This is a genomic window from Lacrimispora xylanolytica (assembly GCF_026723765.1).
Lineage (GTDB): Bacteria > Bacillota > Clostridia > Lachnospirales > Lachnospiraceae > Lacrimispora > Lacrimispora xylanolytica.
On sequence record NZ_CP113524.1, the window covers coordinates 1,563,231 to 1,589,036 of the forward strand.

The 25,806-nt window shown below is 43.0% G+C and carries 16 protein-coding genes; 15 read left to right on the forward strand and 1 reads right to left on the reverse strand.

The genetic code is table 11. The features are described 5' to 3' along the window. Positions 1–4: 4 nt before the first annotated feature. Positions 5–835, reverse strand: coding sequence for a MerR family transcriptional regulator (locus tag OW255_RS07445; protein ID WP_268116203.1), 831 nt, complete (start codon positions 833–835; stop codon positions 5–7). A gap of 124 nt (positions 836–959) precedes the next feature. Here OW255_RS07445 and OW255_RS07450 point away from each other — a divergent pair, with 124 nt between their 5' ends. From OW255_RS07450 to OW255_RS07520, 15 genes are all read left to right on the forward strand, one after another. Further along, the gene (locus OW255_RS07450) at positions 960–3,035 is read left to right on the forward strand and encodes an FAD-dependent oxidoreductase (protein WP_268116204.1); all 2,076 of its coding nucleotides are present in this window, start codon (positions 960–962) and stop codon (positions 3,033–3,035) included. A 17-nt stretch (positions 3,036–3,052) separates the two neighbouring features. Continuing rightward, positions 3,053–3,736, forward strand: a complete 684-nt coding sequence (locus tag OW255_RS07455; protein WP_268116205.1) for an NADH-ubiquinone oxidoreductase-F iron-sulfur binding region domain-containing protein — start codon at positions 3,053–3,055, stop codon at positions 3,734–3,736. 22 nt (positions 3,737–3,758) lie between these two features. Next, complete coding sequence (locus OW255_RS07460; protein WP_268116206.1) at positions 3,759–5,210, forward strand: FAD-dependent oxidoreductase; 1,452 nt, start codon at positions 3,759–3,761, stop codon at positions 5,208–5,210. 202 nt (positions 5,211–5,412) lie between these two features. After that, on the forward strand, positions 5,413–7,344 hold the full coding sequence (locus OW255_RS07465; protein WP_268116207.1) for a sensor histidine kinase: 1,932 nt from the start codon (positions 5,413–5,415) through the stop codon (positions 7,342–7,344). Next, entirely contained in the window at positions 7,341–8,405 is a 1,065-nt protein-coding gene (locus OW255_RS07470) for a response regulator (RefSeq protein ID WP_268116209.1), read from the forward strand. Before OW255_RS07465 ends, OW255_RS07470 begins: the two co-directional genes overlap by 4 nt. Before the next feature lie 207 nt (positions 8,406–8,612). Next, positions 8,613–14,174, forward strand: coding sequence for an S-layer homology domain-containing protein (locus OW255_RS07475; RefSeq protein WP_268116210.1), 5,562 nt, complete (start codon positions 8,613–8,615; stop codon positions 14,172–14,174). A gap of 336 nt (positions 14,175–14,510) precedes the next feature. Next, the gene (locus OW255_RS07480) at positions 14,511–15,683 is read left to right on the forward strand and encodes an NAD(P)-dependent malic enzyme (protein ID WP_268116211.1); all 1,173 of its coding nucleotides are present in this window, start codon (positions 14,511–14,513) and stop codon (positions 15,681–15,683) included. A gap of 47 nt (positions 15,684–15,730) precedes the next feature. After that, the gene (locus OW255_RS07485) at positions 15,731–16,720 is read left to right on the forward strand and encodes a 2-keto-3-deoxygluconate permease (protein ID WP_331485815.1); all 990 of its coding nucleotides are present in this window, start codon (positions 15,731–15,733) and stop codon (positions 16,718–16,720) included. 174 nt (positions 16,721–16,894) lie between these two features. Beyond that, entirely contained in the window at positions 16,895–18,523 is a 1,629-nt protein-coding gene (locus OW255_RS07490) for an ATP-binding protein (protein ID WP_268116212.1), read from the forward strand. Beyond that, positions 18,495–19,169: a response regulator gene (locus tag OW255_RS07495; RefSeq protein ID WP_268116214.1), complete on the forward strand. Its 675-nt coding sequence runs from the start codon at positions 18,495–18,497 to the stop codon at positions 19,167–19,169. Before OW255_RS07490 ends, OW255_RS07495 begins: the two co-directional genes overlap by 29 nt. Positions 19,170–19,204: 35 nt before the next feature. Next, positions 19,205–20,002 carry an aminoglycoside phosphotransferase family protein gene (locus OW255_RS07500; protein WP_268116215.1) on the forward strand — a complete coding sequence of 266 codons (798 nt, stop codon included), beginning with the start codon at positions 19,205–19,207 and terminating at the stop codon, positions 20,000–20,002. Between the two features lie 438 nt (positions 20,003–20,440). Continuing rightward, entirely contained in the window at positions 20,441–21,799 is a 1,359-nt protein-coding gene (locus tag OW255_RS07505) for an aldehyde dehydrogenase family protein (RefSeq protein ID WP_268116216.1), read from the forward strand. 12 nt (positions 21,800–21,811) lie between these two features. Continuing rightward, positions 21,812–22,927 carry a 4-hydroxybutyrate dehydrogenase gene (locus OW255_RS07510; RefSeq protein WP_268116219.1) on the forward strand — a complete coding sequence of 372 codons (1,116 nt, stop codon included), beginning with the start codon at positions 21,812–21,814 and terminating at the stop codon, positions 22,925–22,927. 69 nt (positions 22,928–22,996) lie between these two features. Continuing rightward, positions 22,997–24,445, forward strand: coding sequence for a 4-hydroxyphenylacetate 3-hydroxylase family protein (locus OW255_RS07515; RefSeq protein ID WP_268116220.1), 1,449 nt, complete (start codon positions 22,997–22,999; stop codon positions 24,443–24,445). A 41-nt stretch (positions 24,446–24,486) separates the two neighbouring features. Continuing rightward, positions 24,487–25,803: an acetyl-CoA hydrolase/transferase family protein gene (locus OW255_RS07520; protein ID WP_024836531.1), complete on the forward strand. Its 1,317-nt coding sequence runs from the start codon at positions 24,487–24,489 to the stop codon at positions 25,801–25,803. Positions 25,804–25,806: the final 3 nt, after the last annotated feature.

Consider the following 25,806-nt stretch of genomic DNA (forward strand, 5'->3'; position numbering starts at 1 on the left):
TTTTTTACTCATTTTCATTCAGCAAATGCAGCAGCTGTAAATCCATATAGTAATTGTACTTGGAAGCTGCGGATACGTTTACCATTTTAGAGACCAGGTATGCGTGATTATCAATACAGATATTCCGCTCCTTTGTATATTCAATCATCTCATTGAGTGCAAGAACCAGATTTTCCTCAGAGTATAAAAAGCGTTTCGTCAGATAACGGCCTTCGGGAAGAATTCTGCATGACAGGCCAGGTATTTTCTGATCGGAAAAGATACCAAACCCTTTCACTTTAAGGTGATTGTCCGCATTCAGCTCTGGAATGGAATAATAAGTACACATGATATTTGTTTCGCTGTTGCTTTTATTAAAGCCATCCATGGTATTGCGGCTTACATGTTTATCCAGATCATAGATGGAAACATCCAGTTCATTATAGTATAGATTTCTGGTAAGGAGATACTGTTCAAATATTTCAATTTTTTCTGGATATTTCATTCGATGCTTCAAATCATTGATGAGACTGCCGGTTACTTTTCTGGAATATTCCAGGTCACTGATTTTTTGATTTAGCTGGTTCTGATGGGACTCTAAAATCGTTAACAATTTATCAATTCCGTTGCCTTCCTGGATTAAAATTTTAATATCTTCCAGTGGAACGTTAAGTGTTTTGTTTAAATAACGGATTACGTCAATAATAAAAAACTGATCATAGCTATAGTAACGGTACTTGGTGAAAGCGTCTGTTTGAGAGGGTTTCAGCAAGTTGATCTGATCATAATTCCGAAGTGCCTTTATCGGAATATTTAAAATACGTGATACTTCCCCAATTGAATATAGTTTTGTCATTTTTTTCACACTTTCTGGTTGACTCTGCCCCTATGGCAGACCATATAGTCTATTATAGATTATTAATAAAAAGAGTCAATAAGAGTTATTTTGTCAAATGAAAGGAAGAGAACGGAGGGCTTTAATGGAAAAGGTGTCAATTACGATTGATGGATATTCTTTGGAGGTTGATTCAGGAAAAAGCATACTAAGCGCAGCTTTGGAAGCAGATTTATATATACCCCATCTGTGTCATCATCCTGATCTGCCGGATGCAGGCGAATGCAGACTTTGCGTGGTGGAGATTGAAGGCCAGGGTGAAATCAAAACATCATGTACCACCCAGGTGGAAGATGGAATGGTAATACATACAAAGACAGAGAAATTAAATAATATGCGCCGGCTTTCCATGGAACTGATGCTGGCAAATCATGTGGATGACTGCACCACCTGTCCTAAATATCTAAAGTGCGAATTGCAGTCCTTAATTCAATATTTGGAGGTCAGCACCTCAAGGCTTCGAAGAACCTTAAACAGTGTGCCTGTAAATACGGTAAATCCACTGTTTGTCCGGGACTTGAACCGCTGTGTATCCTGTGGCCGCTGTGTAAGAGCCTGTAAGGAATTACGTGGTGTTGATGTATTAAATTATGAAATGACAGAAGATGACAGGGTCGTGGTAGACGTTAAAAATCACCACACCATGGCAGAAGAGAACTGCCGTTTCTGCGGAGCATGTGTAGAGGTATGCCCGACGGGAGCCTTGCAGGATAAGGAAGGGGTCTTTAAGCCGAATTTAAACCGGGAGCTTGAACTGATTCCCTGTAAAGCAGAATGTCCCATTCATACGGATGTTCCAAAATACGTCCGCGCCATCAAGGAAGGAAGATATCAGGATGCCATTGCCACCATCAGAGAAAAGGCACCTTTTCCCCATTCCCTGGGATATGTGTGTATGGCATTTTGTGAAAGTGCGTGCAGGCGAAAGGAAATCAACCAGTCCCTGTCCATCCGTGAGCTTAAGAAATTTGCAGCAGCAAAGGATGAGGGGCTTTGGAGAGAGCACGTGACCTACAAACCGAAAACAGGAAAGCGGGTAGCAGTGATAGGAAGCGGTCCAGCAGGTCTGACCGCTGCGTATTATTTAACAAAGCTGGGCCATGAGGTCACTGTCTTTGAGAGATCGCCGGTGGCAGGGGGAATGCTGTCTACGGGAATTCCAAAATACCGGCTTCCAAGAGAGGCCGTTCAGGCAGAGATTTTGGAAATAGAACGGACAGGAGTCACCATATTAACCAATACAAAAGTAGAATCCTTAGAGGATCTGAAAAGAGAGGGCTTTGATAAAATATTACTGGCGGTTGGGGCCGGGAAGGGAAACCGTCTGCCCATAGAAGGAGCTGATTATAGCAATGTCTATGAAAATATTGAGTTCTTAGAAAGAGCGTCCTTAGGAGACTCAGAGCCTGTGGGAGAAAAAGTAATCGTCCTTGGAGGAGGAAATGTCGCATTTGACTGCGCCAGACAAGCCCTGCGCCTGGGAGCGAAGGACGTGGTAATTGCATGTCTGGAAAGCAGGGAAGCCATGACTGCCAGCGAAGAGGAGATTTCAGAGGGACTAAAAGAAGGAATCAGACTGATGAATGGAAGAACCTTTCTTGCAATCGAAGGTTCTGAAAATAAGGGCACAGGAGTTAGGTGTCAGGAGGTATCTTCCTTTACCTTTGATGAAAACGGGAAATTGCAGTTAGAAGTAAAACCCGAATCAGAACATGTATTAAAAGCGGATACCATTATCTTTGCTGCCGGACAAAAGCCAGAGCTGCCAAAGCAATGGGATGTTCCAGTAAAGAAGGGCAATCTCATTGATACAGACGATGATATCAGAGTAAAAGGCAGAGAGGATTTATTTGCTGCCGGAGACGTTGTTTATGGAACTCATTCCGTGGTACAGGCCATTGCCGCAGGCCGTAAGGCTGCTTTAGTCATTGGCAAGGAGTTAAATGGGGATGGGGATATTGAAGATAAGCTTGCAAAAGACGTGACACCAAATCCATGTTTGGGAAAATCGGAAGGCTTTTTAAAGACCGAACGACAGGGCTGCGTGGATTCGTGCTACAAGGAATCAGCCGCGTGCACAGAAGCCGGAAGATGTCTGCAATGTGATTTAAGAACCCAGATCACAAGGCCTAAGCTTTGGGTACATTATAAAATCAAGTAGGAGAAGGAGGGCGGATTATGGTATTAAAAGAAAGAGAACAGTGGAAAGAAAAGTCTGTGGATGAGATCAAAGACTTTGTATCAAGTGCGTACGAAGAAGCAAATAGCCCTTGTCCGGTGGATCGGCTAAAGGCCCTTTCTGACTCCCTTCGCCGCAAAAGCTGTGGGGAATGTGTCATCTGCAGGGAGGGGATCTTGCAGCTTTCCGTTCTCACAGAAGCCATTACCCAAGGAGGCGGCCGGGAGGGGGATATAGACGTAATAAATGAAATATCCCAGGATATGTCCATAGGCTCAGGCTGCGATTTTGGCAGGGAAGTGGGAAAAATAGCAAAAGATATCATAGACAATGAACGAGAGCAGTTCGAACGCCATATTAAGAGAAAGCGCTGTGACTCACTGGTCTGTAAAAAATTCATTACTTATTATATATCACCGGAAGCCTGTATTGGCTGTAACTTATGTGCTAAGGCATGTAAGGAAGAAGCCATAAAGGGCAGCAACGGACTGATTCACATCATTGACTCAGCCTCCTGCACAAAATGCGGGGACTGCGTACTGGCCTGTGAGTCTGGTGCCATAAAAAAATCGAGTACTTCTGTGCCCAATCTTCCAACCATACCGGTGCCAGTGGGAAGTACTCCTTCCGATTCAAGTCAAGGCAGCTTAATGTCTCCAAGGAGACGTAGAAGAAGCGAATAAATCAAAAACAGGAGGAAGTATCATGAGAGAATTCGATGCAGATATCGCCGTAATAGGCGGTGGGGCAGCAGGACTTGCAGCAGCAATTACAGCAGCAGAAAAAGGGGCAAAGGTTATTGTACTTGAGAAGGCCAATACCACAGGAGGATGTGCCAATATGGCAATGGGGCTTCTCGGTGTGGAAACAAAGCTTCAAAAGGAACGTCTGATTGACCTTACAAGGGAGCGGGCGTTTGAAAAATTCATGGATTATACTCACTGGAGATGTGATGCAAGGCTTGTGAAAAACTATATTTACCAGTCTTCAGAGACCATTGAATGGCTTCAGGATATGGGCGTTGAATTTGCATTGCCATCCAAATACTTTCCTGGTTCAGAGGCTACATGGCACATCATCAAACCGAAAACCGGAAATCCAGGGCTTCGTGCAGCTGCAACCATGATAAAGGCAATGACAGAGCGGGCAGAAGAGCTTGGTGTTACGATAATGCTGGAAACTCCCGTGAAGAATCTCATCAAAGACAATGGAGATATCATCGGTGTGACTGCCAGTGATAAGGATGGAGAGCTGGAGGTATATGCCGGTGCCGTTATTATTTCAACCGGTGGATTTGGTGACAGTCCTGAATTCATTAAAAAATATACTCCTTATGAATGGGGAAAAGATCTTTATTCCTATCGGATACCAGGACTGACGGGTGACGGCATTCAGATGGCCTGGGATGCTGGCGCTGGAAAAGATTATATGGACATGGAGCTGGTATTCTTTGCGCCTAATACAGGCGGCTACGCACCCATTGAGCTACCCTTCCGTCAGCCAAACCTGTTTGTAAATCTTGATGGCAAACGTTTTTATAATGAAGAGGTGGTGGAGAATCCTGTTTTCTCTGTTAATGCCATTGCGCGCCAGAAAAACCGTGTTGTATTTTCCATTGTCGATGATAACATTTTAAAGCGGTATGAGGAAAATGGTCTGGACCTCATTAATGTGGTAACGTCTTCCATGGACATGTCTTATTTTAATCAGGAAATGGAAGAGCATGTAAGAAACGGCAGTGACGTTTTGTTCGTGGCAGATACCATAGAAGAGCTGGCAGAAAAAACTGGTATCGATAAAGAGGGATTAGCAGAGACCTTAAAACAGTATAATGAGGCGTGTCAGTCAGGGCTCGATGAGGAATTTAATAAGAAGAAGAGATATTTAAAGCCCATTGATGGTCATAAATTCTATGCGCTTAAATTTGCTCCAAGTGCTTACGGCAGCATGGGAGGAATCAAAATAAACGAGAAGACAGAGGTCATCACGGAGCAGGCAGATATAATTCCAGGTCTTTATGCGGCTGGTACGGATGCATACTCTATCTGTAATCCTGATTACGTATTTGTGCTTCCAGGAAATAGTCTTGGATTTGCAGTTAACAGTGGAAGAATGGCAGGAAAACATGCAATTGAGTACATTAAAAGCCTGGATTAATGAGCGGAAATAACATAAAGACAGGTTAGCTATGATACATCATAAAAAACAGGGACAAGCATCTTGGGTCCCTGTTTTTTTAAAAATGATTTAATAAGTTCTTCTTGTCGAATTATGGTATTTTAGGTATAATTAAGCATACTTTTTTCTGGCCGCATGCAGAGAGTGCGGTCTCGTTGATGTTTCCATTGGAGGTAACAGCTTGGTTAAACGATCCATTACAGCCCTTCTTATGCTATTCTTTTTCAGTTCCCTGCTTTTTCTGTCAATGCCAAAGCACATAGACCGGTATGTAAGTAATCCCCGGGGAGTGCAAGGAGTCATTGACTTATCCAATTGGAATATGGATGAGACCAAAATTCTGCGATTAGACGGAGAATGGGAATTCTATTGGAATCAACTCCTTACACCGGAAGATTTCCATTCAAAAGCCCAGCCTGAACTGTCTGCTTATATGCAGGTACCAGGATTATGGAACGGAACGGAAATTGACGGCAAAAAACTGCCGGCATTTGGCTGCGCCACCTATCGGCTCAAATTAAATCATGTTCCAGAAAGTGAAGTACTGGGGCTTAAGAGGGGCAATGCCCGATTTTCCAGCAGGGTCTTTGCTAACGGCTACGAAATAATCTCAGATGGAGTTCCGGCTTACCAGGCGAAGGATTATAAATCCGGGAATACACCTAAGCTTGGATTCTTTCAAAATGATAGTGAAAACATGGAGATTATTGTACAGGTAGCTAATTATGAATATATGAATTCCGGAATTCCTGTCTCCCTGGAGCTTGGCAGAGAAGATGCCATGCTGTATCAGCATCAGAAAAACAATATGCTGGCACTTGGGATTTTTGTAATTTTATGGACCATCGCATTTTTATACCTGATATTCTTTGTGGTCGCCCGGATTAAAGGAATCAGGGAATATATATTACCGCTGTTTTCCTTATTTTGTTTTGTGTTTGCACTTGGCAATGGATTATCCGATCAACGGCCTCTATTATTTTTCTTCCCTGATATCTCATTTACTCTGGCGTTTAAAATGAAGGATTTCTTTTTATCCTTTAATTTTATTACCCTGATGTGGGTGTTTCATAAGTTTGAAAATGGACTGTTGCCATTGCGTCCTGTGAAAATCATATCCTTACTATATGGATTCTATCTGATGGCGGTGCTGTTACTACCAATACACGTTTACTATGAAATACACCAGGTAGTCATGATCTGCAACACAATTATACTTTTGGCGCTGCTGATTCGTGCCGTACAATTATACATAAAAGAAGCAAAAGGGCTTTTGCTCTATGTTTCCGTGCTGGCAGTTAATCTGTATTCTCTTGATTGTATTTTGTTTTCTCTGGGATTAAAAGCCAATTCCGGCTTTTCCCAGGTATTTATGATGATTTTTGCTGTAGTAATGATCTTACTGCTATCTATGCATTATCTTACGGCAATCTCTCAGCTGCAAACCTCTGTTTTACGAACTCAGGAAGCGGAAATCGCTTTTTTAAGAGCTCAGATTAACCCCCATTTCTTGTATAATGCCTTAAATTCCATCGCTGCTTTATGTGCTACCGCACCGGAAAAGGCAGAAGAGGTGGTAGTGGAGCTATCTCAGTATTTAAGGCGCAGCTTTGATTTTAAGCGGATTGACGCCATGACCACCCTGGGAAAAGAACTGGAATTACTGGAAGCATATCTTTACATAGAGAAAACACGTTTCGGGGATCGGCTGAATGTAGAATATGACATCGATGAAACCTTAAATATTCCGATTCCTCCCCTTATTTTACAGCCTCTGGTTGAGAATGCAGTTCGACATGGGCTTATGAATAATGTTTTAGGCGGCACTGTAACCATATCCATAAAACGTCAGCAGGAAGAGGCGGTCTTTACGATTGAGGACAATGGCGTTGGAATAGAAGCGGTAAGAATCAGCGAGTTGCTGGAGGAAAAACCGAAGTCAGGTGGTATTGGGATGTGGAATATCAATCAAAGGCTTCACATGCTTTATAACAGAGGGCTGACCGTTTGCAGTGAAATCGGCCGTGGAACCAGGATTAGCTTTTCCCTGCCTCTGACAAAGGATAAAAAACCGGGAAAAATATGCCGTTTGAGAGGAGGCAGCCATAGATGAAGGCAATGATAGTAGACGATGAAGAGCTGGCTCGCAGCCGCCTTTCCATTTTACTGGCAGAGGTAGAGGATATTACTCTTTGCGGCTCCTTTGGCACGGCGGCAGAGGGACTTAATTACATTGAGAAGCAACCTGTGGATGTGGTTTTTCTGGATATCACCATGCCGGAGATGGACGGCCTGGAGTTTGCAAATCTCCTGTTGGAGCGGGGGCACTCTGCCAGTGTTGTATTTGTTACCGGTTACGGAGAGTATGCACTGGAGGCCTTTGAGCTGGAAGCATCGGATTATCTCCTTAAGCCTATTAGCAGGGAGCGTTTGGCAAAAACCATAAATCGTCTTACCAAGATGAAACGGATGGAAGCCAGCCGTCTTTATATCACCTGTTTTGGAGGATTTCGTGTTTCCGTACAGGAGGAAGGTGGACACGTCATCAGCTGGCGGTCTCCAAAGGTAGAGGAGCTGTTTGCCTATCTGGTCTGGAAGGGCAGCGTCAGCCGGGATGAAATTGCAGATACCTTGTGGGAAGGCTTTACCTTAGATAAGGCCATGAAAAATTTAAATTCCACGGTCTATTACATCCGTAAGGCCCTGCAGCAGTATGGGTTAGAGGATTGCCTCATAACCACCCGAAAACAGATTTCCCTAGATTCCAAACGAGTTTTTTGTGATTTATATGAGTTTCAGCAGATGCAGAATTCAGCGTGGAAAACGGAAAAAGACCTGGAACGGCTGAGTGAACTTTACCGGGGAGGCCTGTTTCAGGGGAAAACATATGAGTGGTCCTTTGGAAAAGCGCAGACTCTTGAAAAAAGCATGATATCCAATCTGTTAAAAGCAGGAGAAAAAAGGGAGCAGCTAAAGCTTGAGGAAGAGGCAGAGCAGCTCTATCTTCGCGCCCTGGAGCTGGATCCCTTTCACGAGATTGCCTGTGGCCGGCTTTTGAATTTTTATATGCGGCTTGGAAGAAAAGAAAAAGAAAAGCAGCTTCGAAAGGAGATCGAGAAGCTGTTTTCCGACGATGCACCGCCCCCGCTGTTGATTTTTAAAAATCGTTTATAATAAAATACAATAAAATTTTAATACCCGTATCATGGACAAGTCTGTTTAAAAGTCCTTGATATGGGTATTTTTTGTTATCCACAGCCCTTTGTTGTTTATTCTCCGTTGATTGTAGTGTTGTATAATATCGCAAGTAATATTAAAGGGGGATGATTGGTGAAAGGCCCAGTCAGGTAATACTACATAACTTTACAAGGAGGATAAGATATGAAAAAACACAGACCTTTCCAGCGTTCTTTGGCATTGGCGTTATCAATGGTCATGGTGCTGGGCGGAATACCGATTCCGGTATCAGCGAATGTTCTGCCGTCAGAGAATGAACAAGAAATCATCTCATTTGAGCCATTGGCAGAAGAAACAGAATATCAATCCGTGCCAATCGGCACGAAGCTTAGGGAGCTTGACCTGCCTAAGAAATTAATGGCAACCATAGAAATAACAACTACCGGAGAAATTCCTTCCGAAACCGTGGAAGAGCCAGTGGAAGCTCCAACCGAGGAAACTGAAACGGATGGCAGCTCTCAGGAGCCCACAAAACCCCAGGAACCTGAGGAAACCAATGAAACTGAAACACCTGATGCGACCAGCAGTAACGCATTTCGGGCATATAGCGTCAGTGTCGATTCCTTTGATGAAAATGATACTGAGATTACAGATGTAGAGGAAACTCAGGTAGTGGAAAAAATTATTTCCGTACCGGTAACATGGAGCCCAGAGCAGGATTTTGAATCAGATGTGGCAGGAGATTATATTTTTGAGCCGACAATTTCTGATGAGTATGTGATTGCAGCGGGTGTAGATCTGCCGACCATTACGGTATCAGTTGGTAATATGATGCTTAGAGGAAACGGTTGGTATAAACGAACAAATGTGCTGGATTTAACAGCTGATATGGTCATGTTTCAAAATGCCATTGGGGGAATGACAGGAGCAAATCCCTTAGACTCAGATATCACAATTACTGGTGAGGGCTGGTATTGGTATTTAAATGGTTCTGAAGATTACAATTATCCTGAAAAAACTCTTTTACTTGATGGTATTAATTTAGATACTGCAGATTTCAAAAGTTTAATCGTACCTGAAGGAACGACCATTATTCTTGCGGATGGAAGCCACAATTTTATTAATAATACCTATGCATATACCCCTGAACTTAGTGTTGGTATATCCGGGGATTCCCTTACAATTGCAGGGGATGGTGAATTATATGTAACACTTGGAAGTACATCTAGTTATGGAAGCATCGGAATCGATTCTAATTCAGATTTTACGTTGGAGGATTCTAAGGTTTACATACGATTCAATAATAGTAGTGAAAATAACTATACCTTACTAACGCAGGATGGTGGCTCGGGCTTCACCGTTTATCAAAGTTCCAATAGCGGTGATTATAACATAGAAGCTACTTGGGACGAAATCCAAAGAAAGTATACCTACAATGGTGGCACTGCTGTCACTGCAGTTATGCTTGTAAATGGAACTTCCTTACACCCTGCTGCAACCATTTCAGATAAGACCGTATCTGGCAGAGCTGGAAAAATGCTCACTGGTGAAAATGATGTTACAATTTCAATCCTTAATGACTCATTGATAGAGTTACAGGAAAATGATAATGTATCCAGTTGGTTCAGCCATCTTCCAATTGGACTCACTGCAACCGTGAAAAGTTTCTTACCTGAAAGCGTTACCATTGCTTTCTCCGGAACTCCAACTGTTGAGACAGATGAAGTAATGAATATTACAATTCCAGCTGATTACTTGACGAATGGCATGTTACCTGTAACCGTTAATAACAATGCCAAATTCTATATTACTGGCAATAATCCCCGTAACAGTGACCTGGATTTGACAGCGGAAGTGTTGACCTATGCAAATACATCTGGAGGTATAGGAAATGCATCTCCTATTACAGATAATATTACAAATACGAGTGAGGGCTGGTCATGGTATTTATATGGAGATGAGGTTGCAGGGTATCCTGGGAGAACACTTGTATTAGATGGTTTGAATCTTCATGGTAAAATTAAATTACCTAGCAATGCAACAATCCTATTAGCAGATGGAAGCTTAAGCTCGGCATTGGCTCCTACAAATGTGATAGAAGGAACACAAGTAACAATCAAAGGGTCTGGTCAATTGATTGTTGAGGGGACCAGTACGGAGGGTACAACAGGGATTCGTACGACTACACTGACAATTGAAGATGGTATCGTAAGAGTATCAGCTCCATTAGCAACTAACGGTTTCATTATCAATACTAGTACCTTGAATATTACAGGCGGAACTCTTTATGCTAAATCAAATATCGGTGGTTATGCGGTTGGTTTACTAAATTTGACTCCAAATCAAGGACTTACCGTATTACAGAAGGCAGATGATGATTATGTTGAAGATGTAAATTTAAAATACATTGGTTATTGTTATACTTTTTTTAGAAATGATGGCAGCAAAGCCAATGACTTGAAATTCACCGTAGAAAAGCCAGCTCCTTTTGCCACTGTGGAAAATAAAGTTATATCCGGTATCACGAATAATGCACTTACCGGACACGATTTTATAACAGTATCTCTGGAAAATGAAACATATGACAACTTAAATGAAGGTGACGTTGTATCAAGCTGGTTCCAGAATCTACCTAAGGGAATCACTGCGAGATTAGAAAATAATTATTCTAATAAAGAAGTTACCATTCGATTTACCGGAACACCAATGAAAAAATCAACGGAAGCTATGAATATAGTTATTCCCGCAGGTAATCTGGCCGGAGGTAAAGCATTATCCGTAAAGGCCAATAGCGATGCCAGGTTTGATATCGTAGAAGCCGGAGTTCGAACCACTACTTTGGATTTAACGTCGGATATTGTTTGGTACCGCAACATAAATGGTGAACTGGTTAGTAAAAATCCTGCCAGAAGTGACATCGATGACACATCAGAAGGCTGGTCATGGTATCGTGGCCATAACGATCTTATATTAGATGGTATAAAACTAATTACCTCTGATAGTGTTGGAATCAGGGTTCCAAATGCAACAAGGGTCTTTTTGGCTGAGGAAAGTGATAATAATATAAGTGTTTTAGATACCGACAGCGATAATGCCATCAAAGGCATTTATGGTATTGGAGATATGGAAATATCAGGCAATACTGGTATCCTTCAAGTTACTGCGGGGAACACAATTGGGAACTTTAGTGCCGGCATCCATGCGATAGGCAGCATTTATTACTACGGGGGTAATGTCACAGCAACCGCAGGAGATTCTTCTTCTATGAGTTTTGGTATTGTCTCAGATAGTGGTATTTCTATTACAGGTGGTACCATATATGCAAAAAGCGGTTCAGTCACTGATATTGATGGAATAGCTACAGCCATCCGTGCAAGATACGGGATTACCAATGAAGGAATGGAAGTATTCCAAAATGTGGAAGGAGATTACACAGAACCAGCAATTGTAAGAGATAATGGCAATACAACCTCTAATTATGTATTTGCAGGAGATAATATTGCTTCCGATCTTAGAATTACAACCCAAGGAACCATAAACAATACAGGAGGTTCCGCAAACATTACGTTCAAAGGTACTACCATAGATTTAAAACAATTACCCTCATTATTTACCGTGGATCAGAACGCAGGTAATCGAATTTATGCGGTTGAGGAAGGCGGTAGTGGAGCAGGTACAATCACTGGCAGCATACTTACAGTGACAAAAGCAGGAACCATCCGCATCAGTCTTTCAACAGAAAAGACACAAACTCACCCGGCAGGTGCAAAGGTATATGCAGTCCTTACGGTGAAAAAAGGAGAGAAGGCCACTTCACCAGTTCACTTAAGTGTCGTAAATGCGACTACAAATGGCGGAAGCGATGGAAAGATTACAGGTCTTACCCCCAATACCAAATACGAGTACAAAAAAGACGGAGCTTCCTACCAAGAAGTAACTACCAATGAACGTGGGGAAATCACAGGACTGTCTACTGGGTCCTATGTGGTGCGTTTTGCAGAAAATGAACTGTATGGCGCAAGCTCTGATTCATTGGCTGTCACAATTGGTCAGCCAGATGATGACAACGGCGGCAACAACGGCGGAAATAATGGCGGTAACACAGGAGGAAACTCCGGCAGTGATTCTGACAGAGACTCCGGCAACTCAACCACAAACGGATCCCGGCCCACTCAGGCAGTCACAGGTGCTGCTCAAAATGCAGCCGAAGTTGACAGTAAGGGAAATGCAGTGGTAAGTGTATCTGATAAAAATATCACAGATGCAATTGCAAATGCCAGAGCAATCGCAGCCCAAAAGGGTGTGAACGCAGGCAATATCGCAGTATCCATCCATGTATCAACAGGCGGTCAGGATGCCTCTGCCGTTACGGTCAATCTGCCAAAGAACATTCAGCAGCAGGTAATCAGTAACAAAATTTCCAGTGTAGAGCTGATGATCGACCGTCCGGATATCACACTTGGTATCAATCTGGCAGCAGTAACCGAAATTAATAAGCAGGCAAATGCAGACGTGCAGCTTACCGCAAAAAAAGTGGATCCTTCCACACTTAGCGGTGCAGCTAAAAATAAAATCGGCTCACGTCCTACCTATGATTTAAAAGCAAGCTATGAAGGCGGAGCAAAACATGTATCTAATTTTGGAGCAGGTTCTGTATTCGTAAGCATTCCTTACGCTCCTGCATCCGATGAAGCCATTGGTGGCCTGTATGCCGTTTATGTGGACGAACAGGGAAATCCAACCCGGGTGGAAGGTTCCGCATACGACAGCAACAGCAAGAGCCTGATCTTTAAGACCAACCATTTCTCCGTATATGGACTGGGCTATGAATCTCCGGCAACAAAATTAACGGATACCAGTGGAAACTGGGCCAAAAATTCCATTGACTATGTGGTAAACAGAGGACTTATAAATGGAAGCACAGAAACCGTATTTTCACCGGATCAGGCAATTACCAGGGGAGTCCTGGCCGCAGCACTTGGCAGATTAGCGGCCATTGACGTAAACGCTTATGGAAATAACAGCTTCACTGATGTAAAGGCTGACAATGGATACCGTCCTTATATGGAATGGGCCAATGAAAAAGGAATCATACAGGGCAATGTAAATAATCAGTTCGCTCCAGATCAGGCAGTGACCCGTGAAGAGGCAGCTGCAATTTTTACAAATTACGCAAAAGCAACTGGTTATGAACTTCCAGTAGCCCGTGTTCCCTTTGCTTTTTCAGATGGAGCAAAGATTGAAAACGGATATCAGGAAGCAGTAGCTGCCATGCAGAAAGCTGGAGTTATCATTGGCAAAGAAGGAAGCAGCTTTCAACCGAAAGCAAGTGCAAGCCGCGCAGAAATATCTGCTATGCTTCACCGTTACATTAAACTGACCATCAATCCAATCACAGCACAGAACTGGGCAAAGAATGACAGTGGTCAGTACATGTACTTCAAAGATGGAAAAGCAGTTTCTGACTGGCAGACCATTGATGGTGTAAGATATTACTTTGAACCATCTGGCATATTAAAAACCGGTTGGGTCAAGGACGGCCAGAACTGGCGTTACTACGACCTTAAAACAATGATGGTTGGTTTTAAAAATATCACTGACAATGGCATGGAAAAAACATACTACTTTAGCAACGAGGGCATTATGGTATCTGGCAAATGGCTGGAGATCGAAGGGAAATGGTATTACTTTAACAAAGACGGCTCCCTTGCCAGAAGCACAAAAGTAGATGGCTATGACATTGACGAAACAGGTGTAAGAAAATAAAAAATATGTAATTAGCCAAAAGGCCGCAGGATTCTCTCCAGAGTCCGCGGCCTTTTTCTATCCCCACAGTAACCTAAAAACATGGAGATGAAGCGCTGGTCCTGTAGAACTCTGGATTGGGAGTCATTTATGGGAGGGTATAAGAACAAGAACTTTAATTGGTTAAAGTATATAAAAAAACAATAAAAAGCGTTTAATATTTCACAAAATATACAATATGAACTTAAATGTTTCTTTATGGCCTTAATATTTTCATCATCAGAGGTTTGTGTTATTCTCGTTTTGTAGCAAAAACAACAAAAGATAGAATCGAGTTGAAAGGGAAGGGGATTAATTATGAATTATTTTGAGGAGAGTTTAAAGTTACATGAACGTCATGCAGGAAAGATGGAAATCAGATCTAAGGTTCAGGTAGTCACAAGAGATGATTTAAGCCTCGCTTACACACCAGGTGTTGCTGAGCCTTGCAGGAAGATCCATGAAAATGAAGACGATGTTTATAAATACACTTCAAAAGGAAACATGGTGGCAGTGGTCACAGACGGTACTGCAGTTCTTGGTCTTGGAGATATCGGTCCAAAAGCAGGTCTTCCAGTTATGGAAGGAAAGTCCATACTGTTTAAAGAATTTGCAGGTGTTAACGCATTTCCAATCTGCCTTGATACCAAGGAAGTGGATGAGATTGTAACCGCCGTTAAGATGATTGCTCCAGGCTTTGGCGGTATTAATCTTGAAGACATTTCCGCACCAAGATGCTTTGAGGTAGAAGAAAAGTTAAAAAAAGAGCTTGATATTCCAGTATTCCACGATGACCAGCATGGTACTGCTATCGTAGTGCTGGCTGGAGTGATCAATGCCTTAAAGGTTGTAGGTAAGGATATTAAAGATGTAAAAGTAGTGGTAAATGGAGCAGGAGCAGCAGGTACCGCCATCTCAAAGCTTTTACTTGTATGTGGAGTATCCAATTTAATTGTTTGTGATAAAGTGGGAATTTTGTATGATGGAATTGAAGGCGTTGATTATGCAAAACAGGATCTTGCAAAAATCACAAACCCGGATCATTTAACAGGAGATTTAAGTGTTGCATTAAAAGGCGCTGATGTATTTATCGGAGTATCGGCTCCTGGTATTGTAAGTAAGGAAATGGTCAGCTCCATGAACAAGGATTCCATTCTCTTTGCCATGGCAAATCCAACTCCTGAGATCATGCCTGATCTTGCCAAGGAAGCAGGAGCAAAGGTTATGGGAACCGGACGCTCTGATTTCCCGAATCAGGTAAATAACGTTCTTGCTTTCCCTGGAATCTTTAAGGGTGCCTTAGAAGTAAGAGCCAAGGAAATCAACGAAGAAATGAAGCTTGCAGCAGCATATGCCATCGCTTCCATGATTCCAGATGACGAGCTGAATGATGAAAATGTTCTTCCCAACGCACTGGATAAAAGCGTATCTGAAAATGTGGCAGAAGCCGTGAAAAAAGCAGCCAGAGAGACTGGTGCAGCCAGAATATAGATGACCATGACTGGAAGGTAAGCTTGTATGAAAAATAGGAGGATTGAATGATGCAGATTCCAATAAAAAAGACCCTCGATAAAATTCCGGGCGGTATGATGGTAGTTCCTTTATTCTTAGGCGTTATCGTAAACACGTTTTTTCCACAGTTCTTAGAGTTGGGTGGATTTACAACAGCCCTGTTCAGTAAATCCGCTTCACAGCCCATTTTGGCTTGCTTTATGTTTTTAATCGGTTCCCAGATCCATTTTAAACTGGCTCCTAAGGCAATTAAAAAAGGTGCTATCCTGATTACAGGTAAGTTTATTGTAGGAGCAGGAATTGGTATTCTTGTTGGTAAGATCTTTGGCCCGGCGGGTGTTCTTGGTCTTTCCCCCTTAGCAGTTTTATCAGCACTGACAAACTGCAACGGCGGCCTTTATGCTTCCCTGGCATCCCAGTATGGAGATGAAACAGATGTAGGAGCATACGCTATCCTTTCCATTAAGGATGGTCCCTTCTTTACTCTAATTGCTCTTGGAGCCTCCGGTCTTGCCGTAGTTCCTATAAAAGCGGTAGTTGCAGTAATGATTCCAATTGTAATTGGTATGATATTAGGAAACCTGGATAAAGATATGAGAGCATTTTTAGGAAGCAGTAAGCTTTTACTTATTCCATTCTTTTCCTTCCCACTGGGTGCTGGAATGAATCTGGAGACCATTATAAAAGCAGGCGGCCCTGGAATTATCCTTGGTCTTGTGGCTTCCTTTACAGGAATCGGCGCTTACATTCTTTTAAAGCTGTTTCGGGAAGAACCGATTATTGGTCTTGCAACAGGCTCCACAGCTGGTAATGCAGTAGCAACACCTGAGGCAGTAGCAATGGCAGATCCTTCACTTGCAGTCGTAGCGGCAGCAGCAACGGCTCAGGTAGCAGCAGCCTGTGTTGTATCAGCCATTACCTGTCCCTTCATTGTATCTTTTGTATTTAAAAAGCTTAGGGATAGGCAGATGAAAGCGACCCAAAGAACCGGTGTGGGTGGTGAATTAGCCAAATAAACAGTTTGAACGCGTTAACATAAAGATACTCCCATGGAGGCAGACAATATACATTTAAGTCTGTGTCCACTGGGAGTGTCTTTTGTGCGTGATTGCTGGTTTGCGGTCTGTTTTAAATTATTGTGGTGCAGTAGATAATTTGGTACAATAGGGGAAGAAAGGAATTACGAGGCGATGGATAGAAAAAAACCAATGAAGCTGCAGACAATGATGATGTTGCTGGTCATTGCAGTCGTATTTGTTTCAATCACTATAATAATTACATTTGTTGCTACCTGGATGACCAGGAACATAGAAAAAGAAGCAAGGACCAATGTTATGAATGTGGCAGAGCTGGTGGCACATTCCAATGAAGTGGTGGATGCCCTGGAGAAAAAGGATACGAAGGTCATTTCTGCGTATGTTGATATGCAGCTTAAAAATCTGGAGCTGGTGGATTATATCACTGTGGCAGATAACAAGGGTGTCCGGTATTCCCATCCCAATCCTCAGATGATTGGAAAAAACTTTGAGGGTGGAGATGAGGACCGGGTGGTACGCCTTGGAGAGACCTACGTCTCTCAGGCAACGGGAACCTTGGGAAAATCACTGCGTGCCTTTGCCCCGGTTTATGATGAGAATCATCAGGAGATTGGATTTGTCTCTGTCGGTACTCTGATTGAGCGTATTGAAAAGGCAAAGCATCTGGCTGTTTTTTATATTATTTTAATTGGGTTTGGTGGTTTGTCCGCTGGCAGTGTGGGTGCATTTTTACTGGCAAATCATATTAAAAAGATTCTCCTTGGTCTGGAACCGGATGAGATTACAAAGCTTTACCATGAGAAAATCGGTATTTTAGATGCCATACATGAAGGCCTGGTTGCCATTGACCAGGAAGGACGGATTACTCTCATGAACGACTCTGCCCTGCAGATTCTTGGGTTTGATAAGGATGAGATGAAGAACCAGGTCATAGGACGGGATGTGGAAGAGGTGGTCCCCAATACCCGTATGATGAATATCTTGAGCACCAGGCAGGCGGAATTTGATGATGAGCAGAAGCTGCAGGATACGGTGATACTAACCAATCGGATCCCTATCATGAACAAAGGGCAGGTGATTGGAGTAATTGCCAGCTTCCGTGATAAAACTGAGGTGAGAAAGATGGCAGAAGAGCTGACCGGAGTAAAAAAACTGGCGTGGTCCTTGCGGGCGCAGAACCATGAATTCATGAATAAGCTTCATACCATTGCAGGTCTGATTCAGCTGGAGGAATATGAAGAAGCACTGCAATTTATCTCTGATGTTGCCAGGATCAGAACTGAGGTCAGCCATATATTGACAAATCAGATTAAGGATTCTTCCATATCAGCTCTTTTGTTGGCAAAGTATAACAAGGCAGAGGAATGCAGAATTAAGCTGACCATTGATGAAGGCTCCAGGCTTAATAAGCTTCCGGAAGGTGTAAATGCTCAGGATCTTGGTTCGGTCATAGGAAATCTGATTGAAAACTCTCTGGATGAGGTGAAAAATGACGGAACAGGCAGAATTGATATCCGCATTGTAGAGGAAACACAATTTCTGACCATTCAGGTAAAGGATAACGGAGGAGGAATCCCTCTAGAGCTACAGGAAAAGATATTTGACCAGGGCTTTTCTACCAAGGAGGGTCAGAGAGGTTGTGGATTATCCATTGTAAAGAAGATTATTGAGGAATGTGGGGGAGCAATTTGTCTGACTTCAGAAGGAGGGGCACAGTGGGATATTGCTATACCAATGGAAAGGAGGGGGGAACTTGATTGGAGTCATGATTGTGGAGGATGATCCCATGGTAATGGAAATAAACTCCAAGTTCTTAAAAAGAGTGGAGGGATTTTCCTTATACAAAGGAGTATCCAATCTAGAAGAGGCAAAAAAGGTGATGATGTCAAAAAAACCGGATTTGATCCTTTTAGATGTTTATCTTCCCAATGAAAATGGAATGGATTTTCTAAAATGGATTCGTAGTCAGGGCCTGGATGCGGATATTATATTAATAACTGCGGATAAATCCATCGAGCGGATTCAGCAGGCATTTCGCTATGGGGTGGTGGATTATCTGATTAAGCCTTTTCGGTTCGAACGTTTTAAAGAGGCTCTTTTGCAGTATAAAGACAGGTTTGACAGCTTTAAAAACAGCGAAGTCATCGAGCAAAAGGATTTGGACCGGTATTTATCTGGTCAGATTGCCGCCCAGAACGAAGAGGATTTCACCAAAGGTTTTAATAAGTATACATATCACGCTATATGGGAAAAGATTGAAGAGGGCGCAGAAGAATATTATACCGCAGAAAATCTGGCTGAGATGCTTCAGATTGCCAGAGTTACCGTGAGAAGATATTTAGAGCTGATGGAAAAGGAAGAAAAAATATATAAATTAGTGGAGTACGGAAAGGTGGGAAGGCCACAGCATAAATACCGGAAAGCTTAAAGAATGAACCAATCAGATGGAGAGGAAGATTTTAAGTGGATACAGTAACGGAGTTAAGTGGTGGAAATATGTCCAGGGTTTATAAGAACGAGGGGGCTGTCTACAGAGATTTAAAGCCTCAAAGCAATACGATTCACCGGTTGCTTCAGCATCTTGAAAACAAAGGGGTTTCTTTTACACCACGTTTTCTTGGCCTTCAAGATACGACTCAGGAGGTGCTAAGCTTTGTGGAGGGAAATACCCTGGACGATTATCCCGCTGCTCACGATATGGAACAAAAATGCCTGACAGTCCGATTGGCTGCTGAGCTATTGAGACAATACCATGATGCAACCCTCGATTTTAAAAGACTTCCAGATGATATCTGGTTCTTGCAGTATGATGGTCCTCTAAAGCAGGAGGTTATTTGTCATAATGATTTTGCACCGTATAACGTTACCTTTCAAGAACACACACCTATCGGCATTATAGATTTTGATACGGCTTGCCCAGGACCGAGAATATGGGATGTGGCTTATGCTGCGTATCGCTTCGTACCTTTAGGAATAGAAGTCTATGATCCGAAGAATAAGGAATACAGGAAATACCATAAGGAAAAGGATGCAAACGAACGGAGAATCTTGCTTCATGAATTTTTAAGCGCCTACGGCATGGATGATACCTTTGAATTGCTTCGTCAGGTATTATTACGACTGGAGGCATTGGTGGCGCTTTTTGACTGGGAATGTAAGAAAGGGAATGCAGCATTTTTAAAAATGAAAGAAGAAGGGCATCAGGATTTTTATAGGAATGAGATTATATTTATAAAAGAATCTATGGCTGATTGGATCTAAGAAGTTTGACCGCAGCTCATCATATGTTACAATGATTCATCCAGGCAGTTGAGAAGGATTAATTTCCTCTCTCTGCCTGGATTTTTTTGGTGTTAATTTTTTGACAATACAGCCTGTGATAAGAATATAATCCCTTATGATGAAAGGAAAAACATGGGTTTATGTTGTCAAAAACAAAAGAAATGGAACGGAATAATGAGATAAAAAATTGTTTAAAACGTCAAATGAAATAAATAAATGTGGACAAATAATAGTAATAATTTAAATGATTGTGTGATAGAATTATAAAATGTTGTTTAATGTGCATAAAAACAAGTATATAAAAATCCTATCGTTTATGATAAAAAACTAGTATTTCTAATTATTGAGAAAAAGAGTTAAACTATTATCAAGAACAATGTTAAAAAAATCACTAACAACGATTAGGAGGAAGCGAAAATGAGTCAATTTATTCAGTCATTGGTAGAACGTTCCAGAAATGCACAACAGATTCTATGCACCTATGATCAGGAAAAGACGGACGAAATTGTAAAAATGTTTGCAAAGGTTGTCTTTGACCATGCGGAGCCACTTGCAAAGCTGGCAGCGGAAGAAAGCAGAATGGGTGTTTACGAGGATAAGGTAACAAAGAACAAGGGGAAATCCAGAAATATCTGGAATGCTTTAAAGGGTAAGAAGTCCATTGGAATCATCGGAAGAGATGAGGAGGCAGGTCTCATTGAAGTAGGAAAGCCCATGGGAGTCATTGCAGCGGCCACTCCATGTACCAATCCGGTAGTTACGCCCATGTGCAATGCCATGTTTGCAGTAAAATGTCAGAATTCCATTATCATAGCACCTCATCCAAGAGGTAAGAAATGTGCCATGGCTCTGGCAGAGCTATATTACAAAGAATTAGACCGCATGGGAGTTCCCAGAGACATTTTCCTGGTGATTGAAGCTCCTACCGTGGAGCTGACCACGGAACTGATGTCAGCCTGTGATGCTGTAATTGCAACTGGTGGTATGGGCGTTGTGAAATCAGCTTACTCCAGCGGTAAACCAAGCTACGGCGTGGGACCAGGTAATGTTCAGGGGCTTGTAGATGAAGGAATTGATTACAAGGCAGCAGCAGGACGAATGATTGCAAGCCGTATCTTTGATAATGGAATCATCTGTTCCGGAACTCAGAGCATCATCGCACCGAAGAAGGATTACGATATCATTATAAAAGAATTTGTATCTCAGGGTGCTTACTACATTGATGACCCGGCAGTACTTGCAACTTTGGCAGAAGTGGTATTCCCAGGCGGTATTATCAATAAGAATGTAGTAGGACAATCGGTAAGGACCATTGCAGACCTGGCAGGCATTACGGTACCGGAAGGCACCAAAGTTATTATCGTGAAGCCGGAAAAACATGGGGCTGGCGTGGTATGGAGCAAGGAAAAGATGTGTCCTATGATGGCTGCCTACAGCTATGAGACATGGGAAGAAGCAGTGGAGATTGCCTATGATAACCTTTTGGTAGAAGGGGAAGGCCATTCCGCAGATATTCAGTCTGACAATCAAGCTCATATCGAATATGCAGGAGTCAGACTTCCAGTCAGCCGGGTGGTTGTCAATCAGACCTGTTCCAGCATGGCAGGAGGAGCTTTTGCAAATGCTCTAAATCCAACCACAACGCTTGGATGCGGAAGCTGGGGAAACAATGCGATCAGCGAAAATCTGTTCTACACTCATCTGATGAACAAGAGCCGCATCGCATTTGTGAAGAAACATTGGAACCAGCCGTCTGATGAAGAAATTTTTGCATAGGAGAATCCGCTTATGAAGGAAGTAATTTTAAAGTCACAGATTTCATATTACGATACCTGCGCTGAATTCGCTAAGGATTTTAATTTAGGAAGCGATGATCTGGTATTGACCAATGAATACATATATAACCCTTACTTCGGTGAAATGGGATTAAAGGTTCATACCATTTTTCAGGAAGCTTACGGGAGCGGAGAGCCTACAGATATAATGGTGGATGCCATTTTAGAAGAGGCTGCAAAGACGGATTGTAAACGAATCATAGCCATCGGAGGCGGTACGGTCATAGATATTGCAAAGATTATGGCAGTATCAACAGGGGAGTCTTTGGATTTTCTGTATGAAGCCCCTGATCGGATAGAAAAGAAACGGGAACTGGTCATTCTTCCTACCACCTGTGGAACAGGAAGCGAGGTAACCAACATTTCCATCGTGAACCGGACCAGATTAGGGACAAAGGTGGGGCTGGTGTCACCCCATATGTATGCCGATGATGCGGTACTGGTGCCAGAGCTTTTAAAGGGGCTGCCCTTTGGTGTATTTGCCACCAGCTCCATCGACGCCCTGGTCCATGCGGTAGAATCCAGTTTATCACCAAAGGCCACTCCTTATACCAAGCTGTTTGGCTACAAGGCCATTGAGATGATTATAAGGGGATACCAGAAGATAAGAGCAGAAGGAAAAGAAGCCAGACTTCCCATTATGAAGGATTTCCTCATTGCCAGCAATTACGCAGGTATCGCATTTGGCTCCGCAGGCTGTGCCGCGGTTCACGCCACAAGCTACCCCCTTGGAGGAACCTATCATGTGGCTCATGGGGAAAGCAATTACGCCATGTTTACCGGTGTTTTAAAGAATTATATGGAAATACGCCAGGATGGGGAAATCGCAGTGATGAACCAGCGCCTTTCTAAGCTTTTAGGATGCAGCGTGGATACGGTTTATGACCAGCTTGACGATTTGCTTGGAACTATACTTCCTAAAAAGCCTCTTCATGAGTACGGTGTTAAGCCGGAAGACCTTTTCGTCTTCACAAAGAGCGTCATGGAGCAGCAGGGAAGGCTGATGGCAAATAATTTTGTGCCCTTGGATGCACAAAGAGTTCTTAAAATTTATCAGGAACTATTTTGAGCTTATTGATGGAACAACGCTTTGCATCGCTGACAGTCAGTCTGCAAAGCAAAAAAGGAGAAGATAGTTATGGCTTTGATGACAGGGGAAGAGTATGTAGAAAGCATGCGTAAAATGAAACTCAATGTTTATATGTTTGGGGAAAAGATCGAGAACCCGGTTGACGACCCGATTTTAAGACCGTCGCTGAATTCGGTAAAGGCCACTTACGACTTAGCTCAGATGCCGGAATATGAAGATCTGATGACAGTGACTCTGGAGGACGGAAGAAAGATCAACCGGTTTGCCAATATTCACACAAGTACAGATGATCTGATGAAAAAGGTAAAGATGCAGAGGCTCTGCGGTCAGAAAACGGCTTCCTGCTTTCAGCGCTGTGTCGGTATGGACGCATTTAATGCGGAATGGTCCACCACCTATGAGATTGACAAAAAGTATGGAACTCATTATCACGAAAATTTCAAAAAATATCTGCGAATGGTTCAGGATGAGGATTTGACCGTTGATGGTGCCATGACGGACCCAAAAGGGGACAGGGGTCTTGCTCCTCATGAACAGCCGGATCTTGATATGTATTTGAGAGTGGTGGAGCGCAGGGAAGACGGTATCGTGGTAAGAGGAGCCAAGGCTCATCAGACAGGTATCATTAACTCTCAGGAAGTGATTGTCATGCCAACGGTCGCCATGGGCCCTGATGATAAGGATTATGCGGTATCCTTTGCGGTTCCTACGGACGCTGATGGAATTGTCATGATCATCGGAAGACAGTCCTGTGATACCAGAAAGCTGGAGGGAAGCCAGATTGACGTTGGAAACAGCCAGTTTGGGGGCGTGGAAGCTCTGGTGGTATTTGACGACGTATTTGTACCAAATGACCGCATTTTCATGGATGGGGAATATGAATTTGCAGGAGTTTTGGTGGAACGGTTTGCCGGGTATCACAGACAGTCCTACGGTGGATGCAAGGTGGGAGTTGGCGATGTATTAATTGGTGCTACAGCTTTGGCAGCCGATTATAACGGAGTGCCAAAAGCGTCTCATATTAAAGATAAACTGATTGAAATGACCCATTTAAACGAGACCCTTTATTGCTGCGGTATCGCCTGTTCTGCAGAAGGTACGCCTACGGAATCCGGAAATTATATTATCGACCTTCTTCTTGCCAATGTCTGCAAGCAGAACGTGACCAGATATCCCTATGAGATTGCCCGTCTGGCAGAGGACATTGCAGGTGGCCTTATGGTAACAGCTCCATCTGAAAAGGATTTAAAGGATCCTGTGGTGGGCGGTTACGTGGACAAATACTTAAAAGGGGTAGAAGGAGTCTCTACAGAAAACCGGTTAAGAATTCTTCGTCTCATTGAAAATATCACCTTAGGAACTGCGGCAGTCGGATACAGAACCGAATCTCTTCACGGTGCTGGCTCTCCACAGGCACAGAGAATCATGATTTCCCGCCAGAGCAATATGGGCAGGAAGAAAGAGCTTGCAAAGGCAATTGCCAATATTAAGGATTAAGCTCTTTTATCAAATTAATATGCCAGGGAGGTCATATAGGTATGGATTGGAAAGAGATATATTTATCAAGACTGAAAACCATGGAAGAGGCTGTTCAGCTGATCAAATCCGGTGACCGGGTAGTCATCGGCCACGCAGTGGGAGAACCCATGAAGCTGGTGGATACCATGGTGGACTATGCCGCTAAGGCTGATTTAAAAGACATTGAGATATTCCAGCAGGTGGATATGGGGCATTCCCTTTATGCACAGCCTGGAATGGAAAAACATTTCAGGGAGAACAGCCTGTTTTTAGGGGCTAAAACAAGGGATTGCGTCAACAGCGGACGGGGTGACTTTACACCATGCTATTTTTACCAGACCCCTTATTTCTTTAAGGAAGTTAAAAGGCCAAATGTGGTTTTAGTAACCTTATCCCTGCCCGATGAACACGGTTATTGCAGCTTTGGAGTATCCTGCGATTATACAAAGCCGGCAGCAGAGGCAGAGGGGGCAAAGGTAATCGCTGTTGTAAATCCCAATATGCCAAGGACTCTTGGAGACAGCTTTATCCATGTAAATGATATTGATGTCATCGTAGAGGACGATACCCCTATTCCGGAGCTGGGGCTTCCACACATCGGAGATGTGGAAATGGCCATTGGGGAGCATATCGCCTCCCTGGTCAATGACGGAGACTGTCTCCAGCTTGGAATCGGAGCCATTCCCGATGCTGTACTTAAATTCCTTGGTAATAAAAAGAATCTGGGCATTCATTCAGAGATGATCTCTGATGGGGTGGTAGATCTTTATGAGCAGGGAATCATAAATTGCAGCGCAAAGAATTTCAATCGGGATAAGATGGTGGTATCATTTCTTATGGGGACCAGGAAGCTTTATGATTTTGCAGATGACAATCCAGGCCTTTTCATGGCTCCTGTTGACTATGTCAATCACCCGGCTATTATTGGAAGAAATGACAATCTGGTTTCCATTAACTCTTCTATAGAGGTCAATCTTATGGGAGAGGCCTGCTCCGAGGCCATGGGCTTAAAGCAGTTTTCCGGAATCGGCGGGCAGGTGGATTTCATTCGTGGTGCTTCTTTTTCCAGAGGAGGAAGATCCATCCTGGCCTTTCCTTCCACCGCGAAAAAGGGAACCATATCAAAGATTGTGCCTTATCTGACCCAGGGAGCCACGGTTACAACTACAAGGAATGATGTGGATTATATTGTGACCGAACATGGGATTGCAAAAATGAAGGGAAATACGTTAAGAGAAAGAGCACGTCAGCTGATTAGGATTGCAGCACCTCAGTTTAAGGAGGAATTGGCGGAGGAATTCCAAAGACGTTTTGCCGAAAAATATCAGGAGGTGTAACTT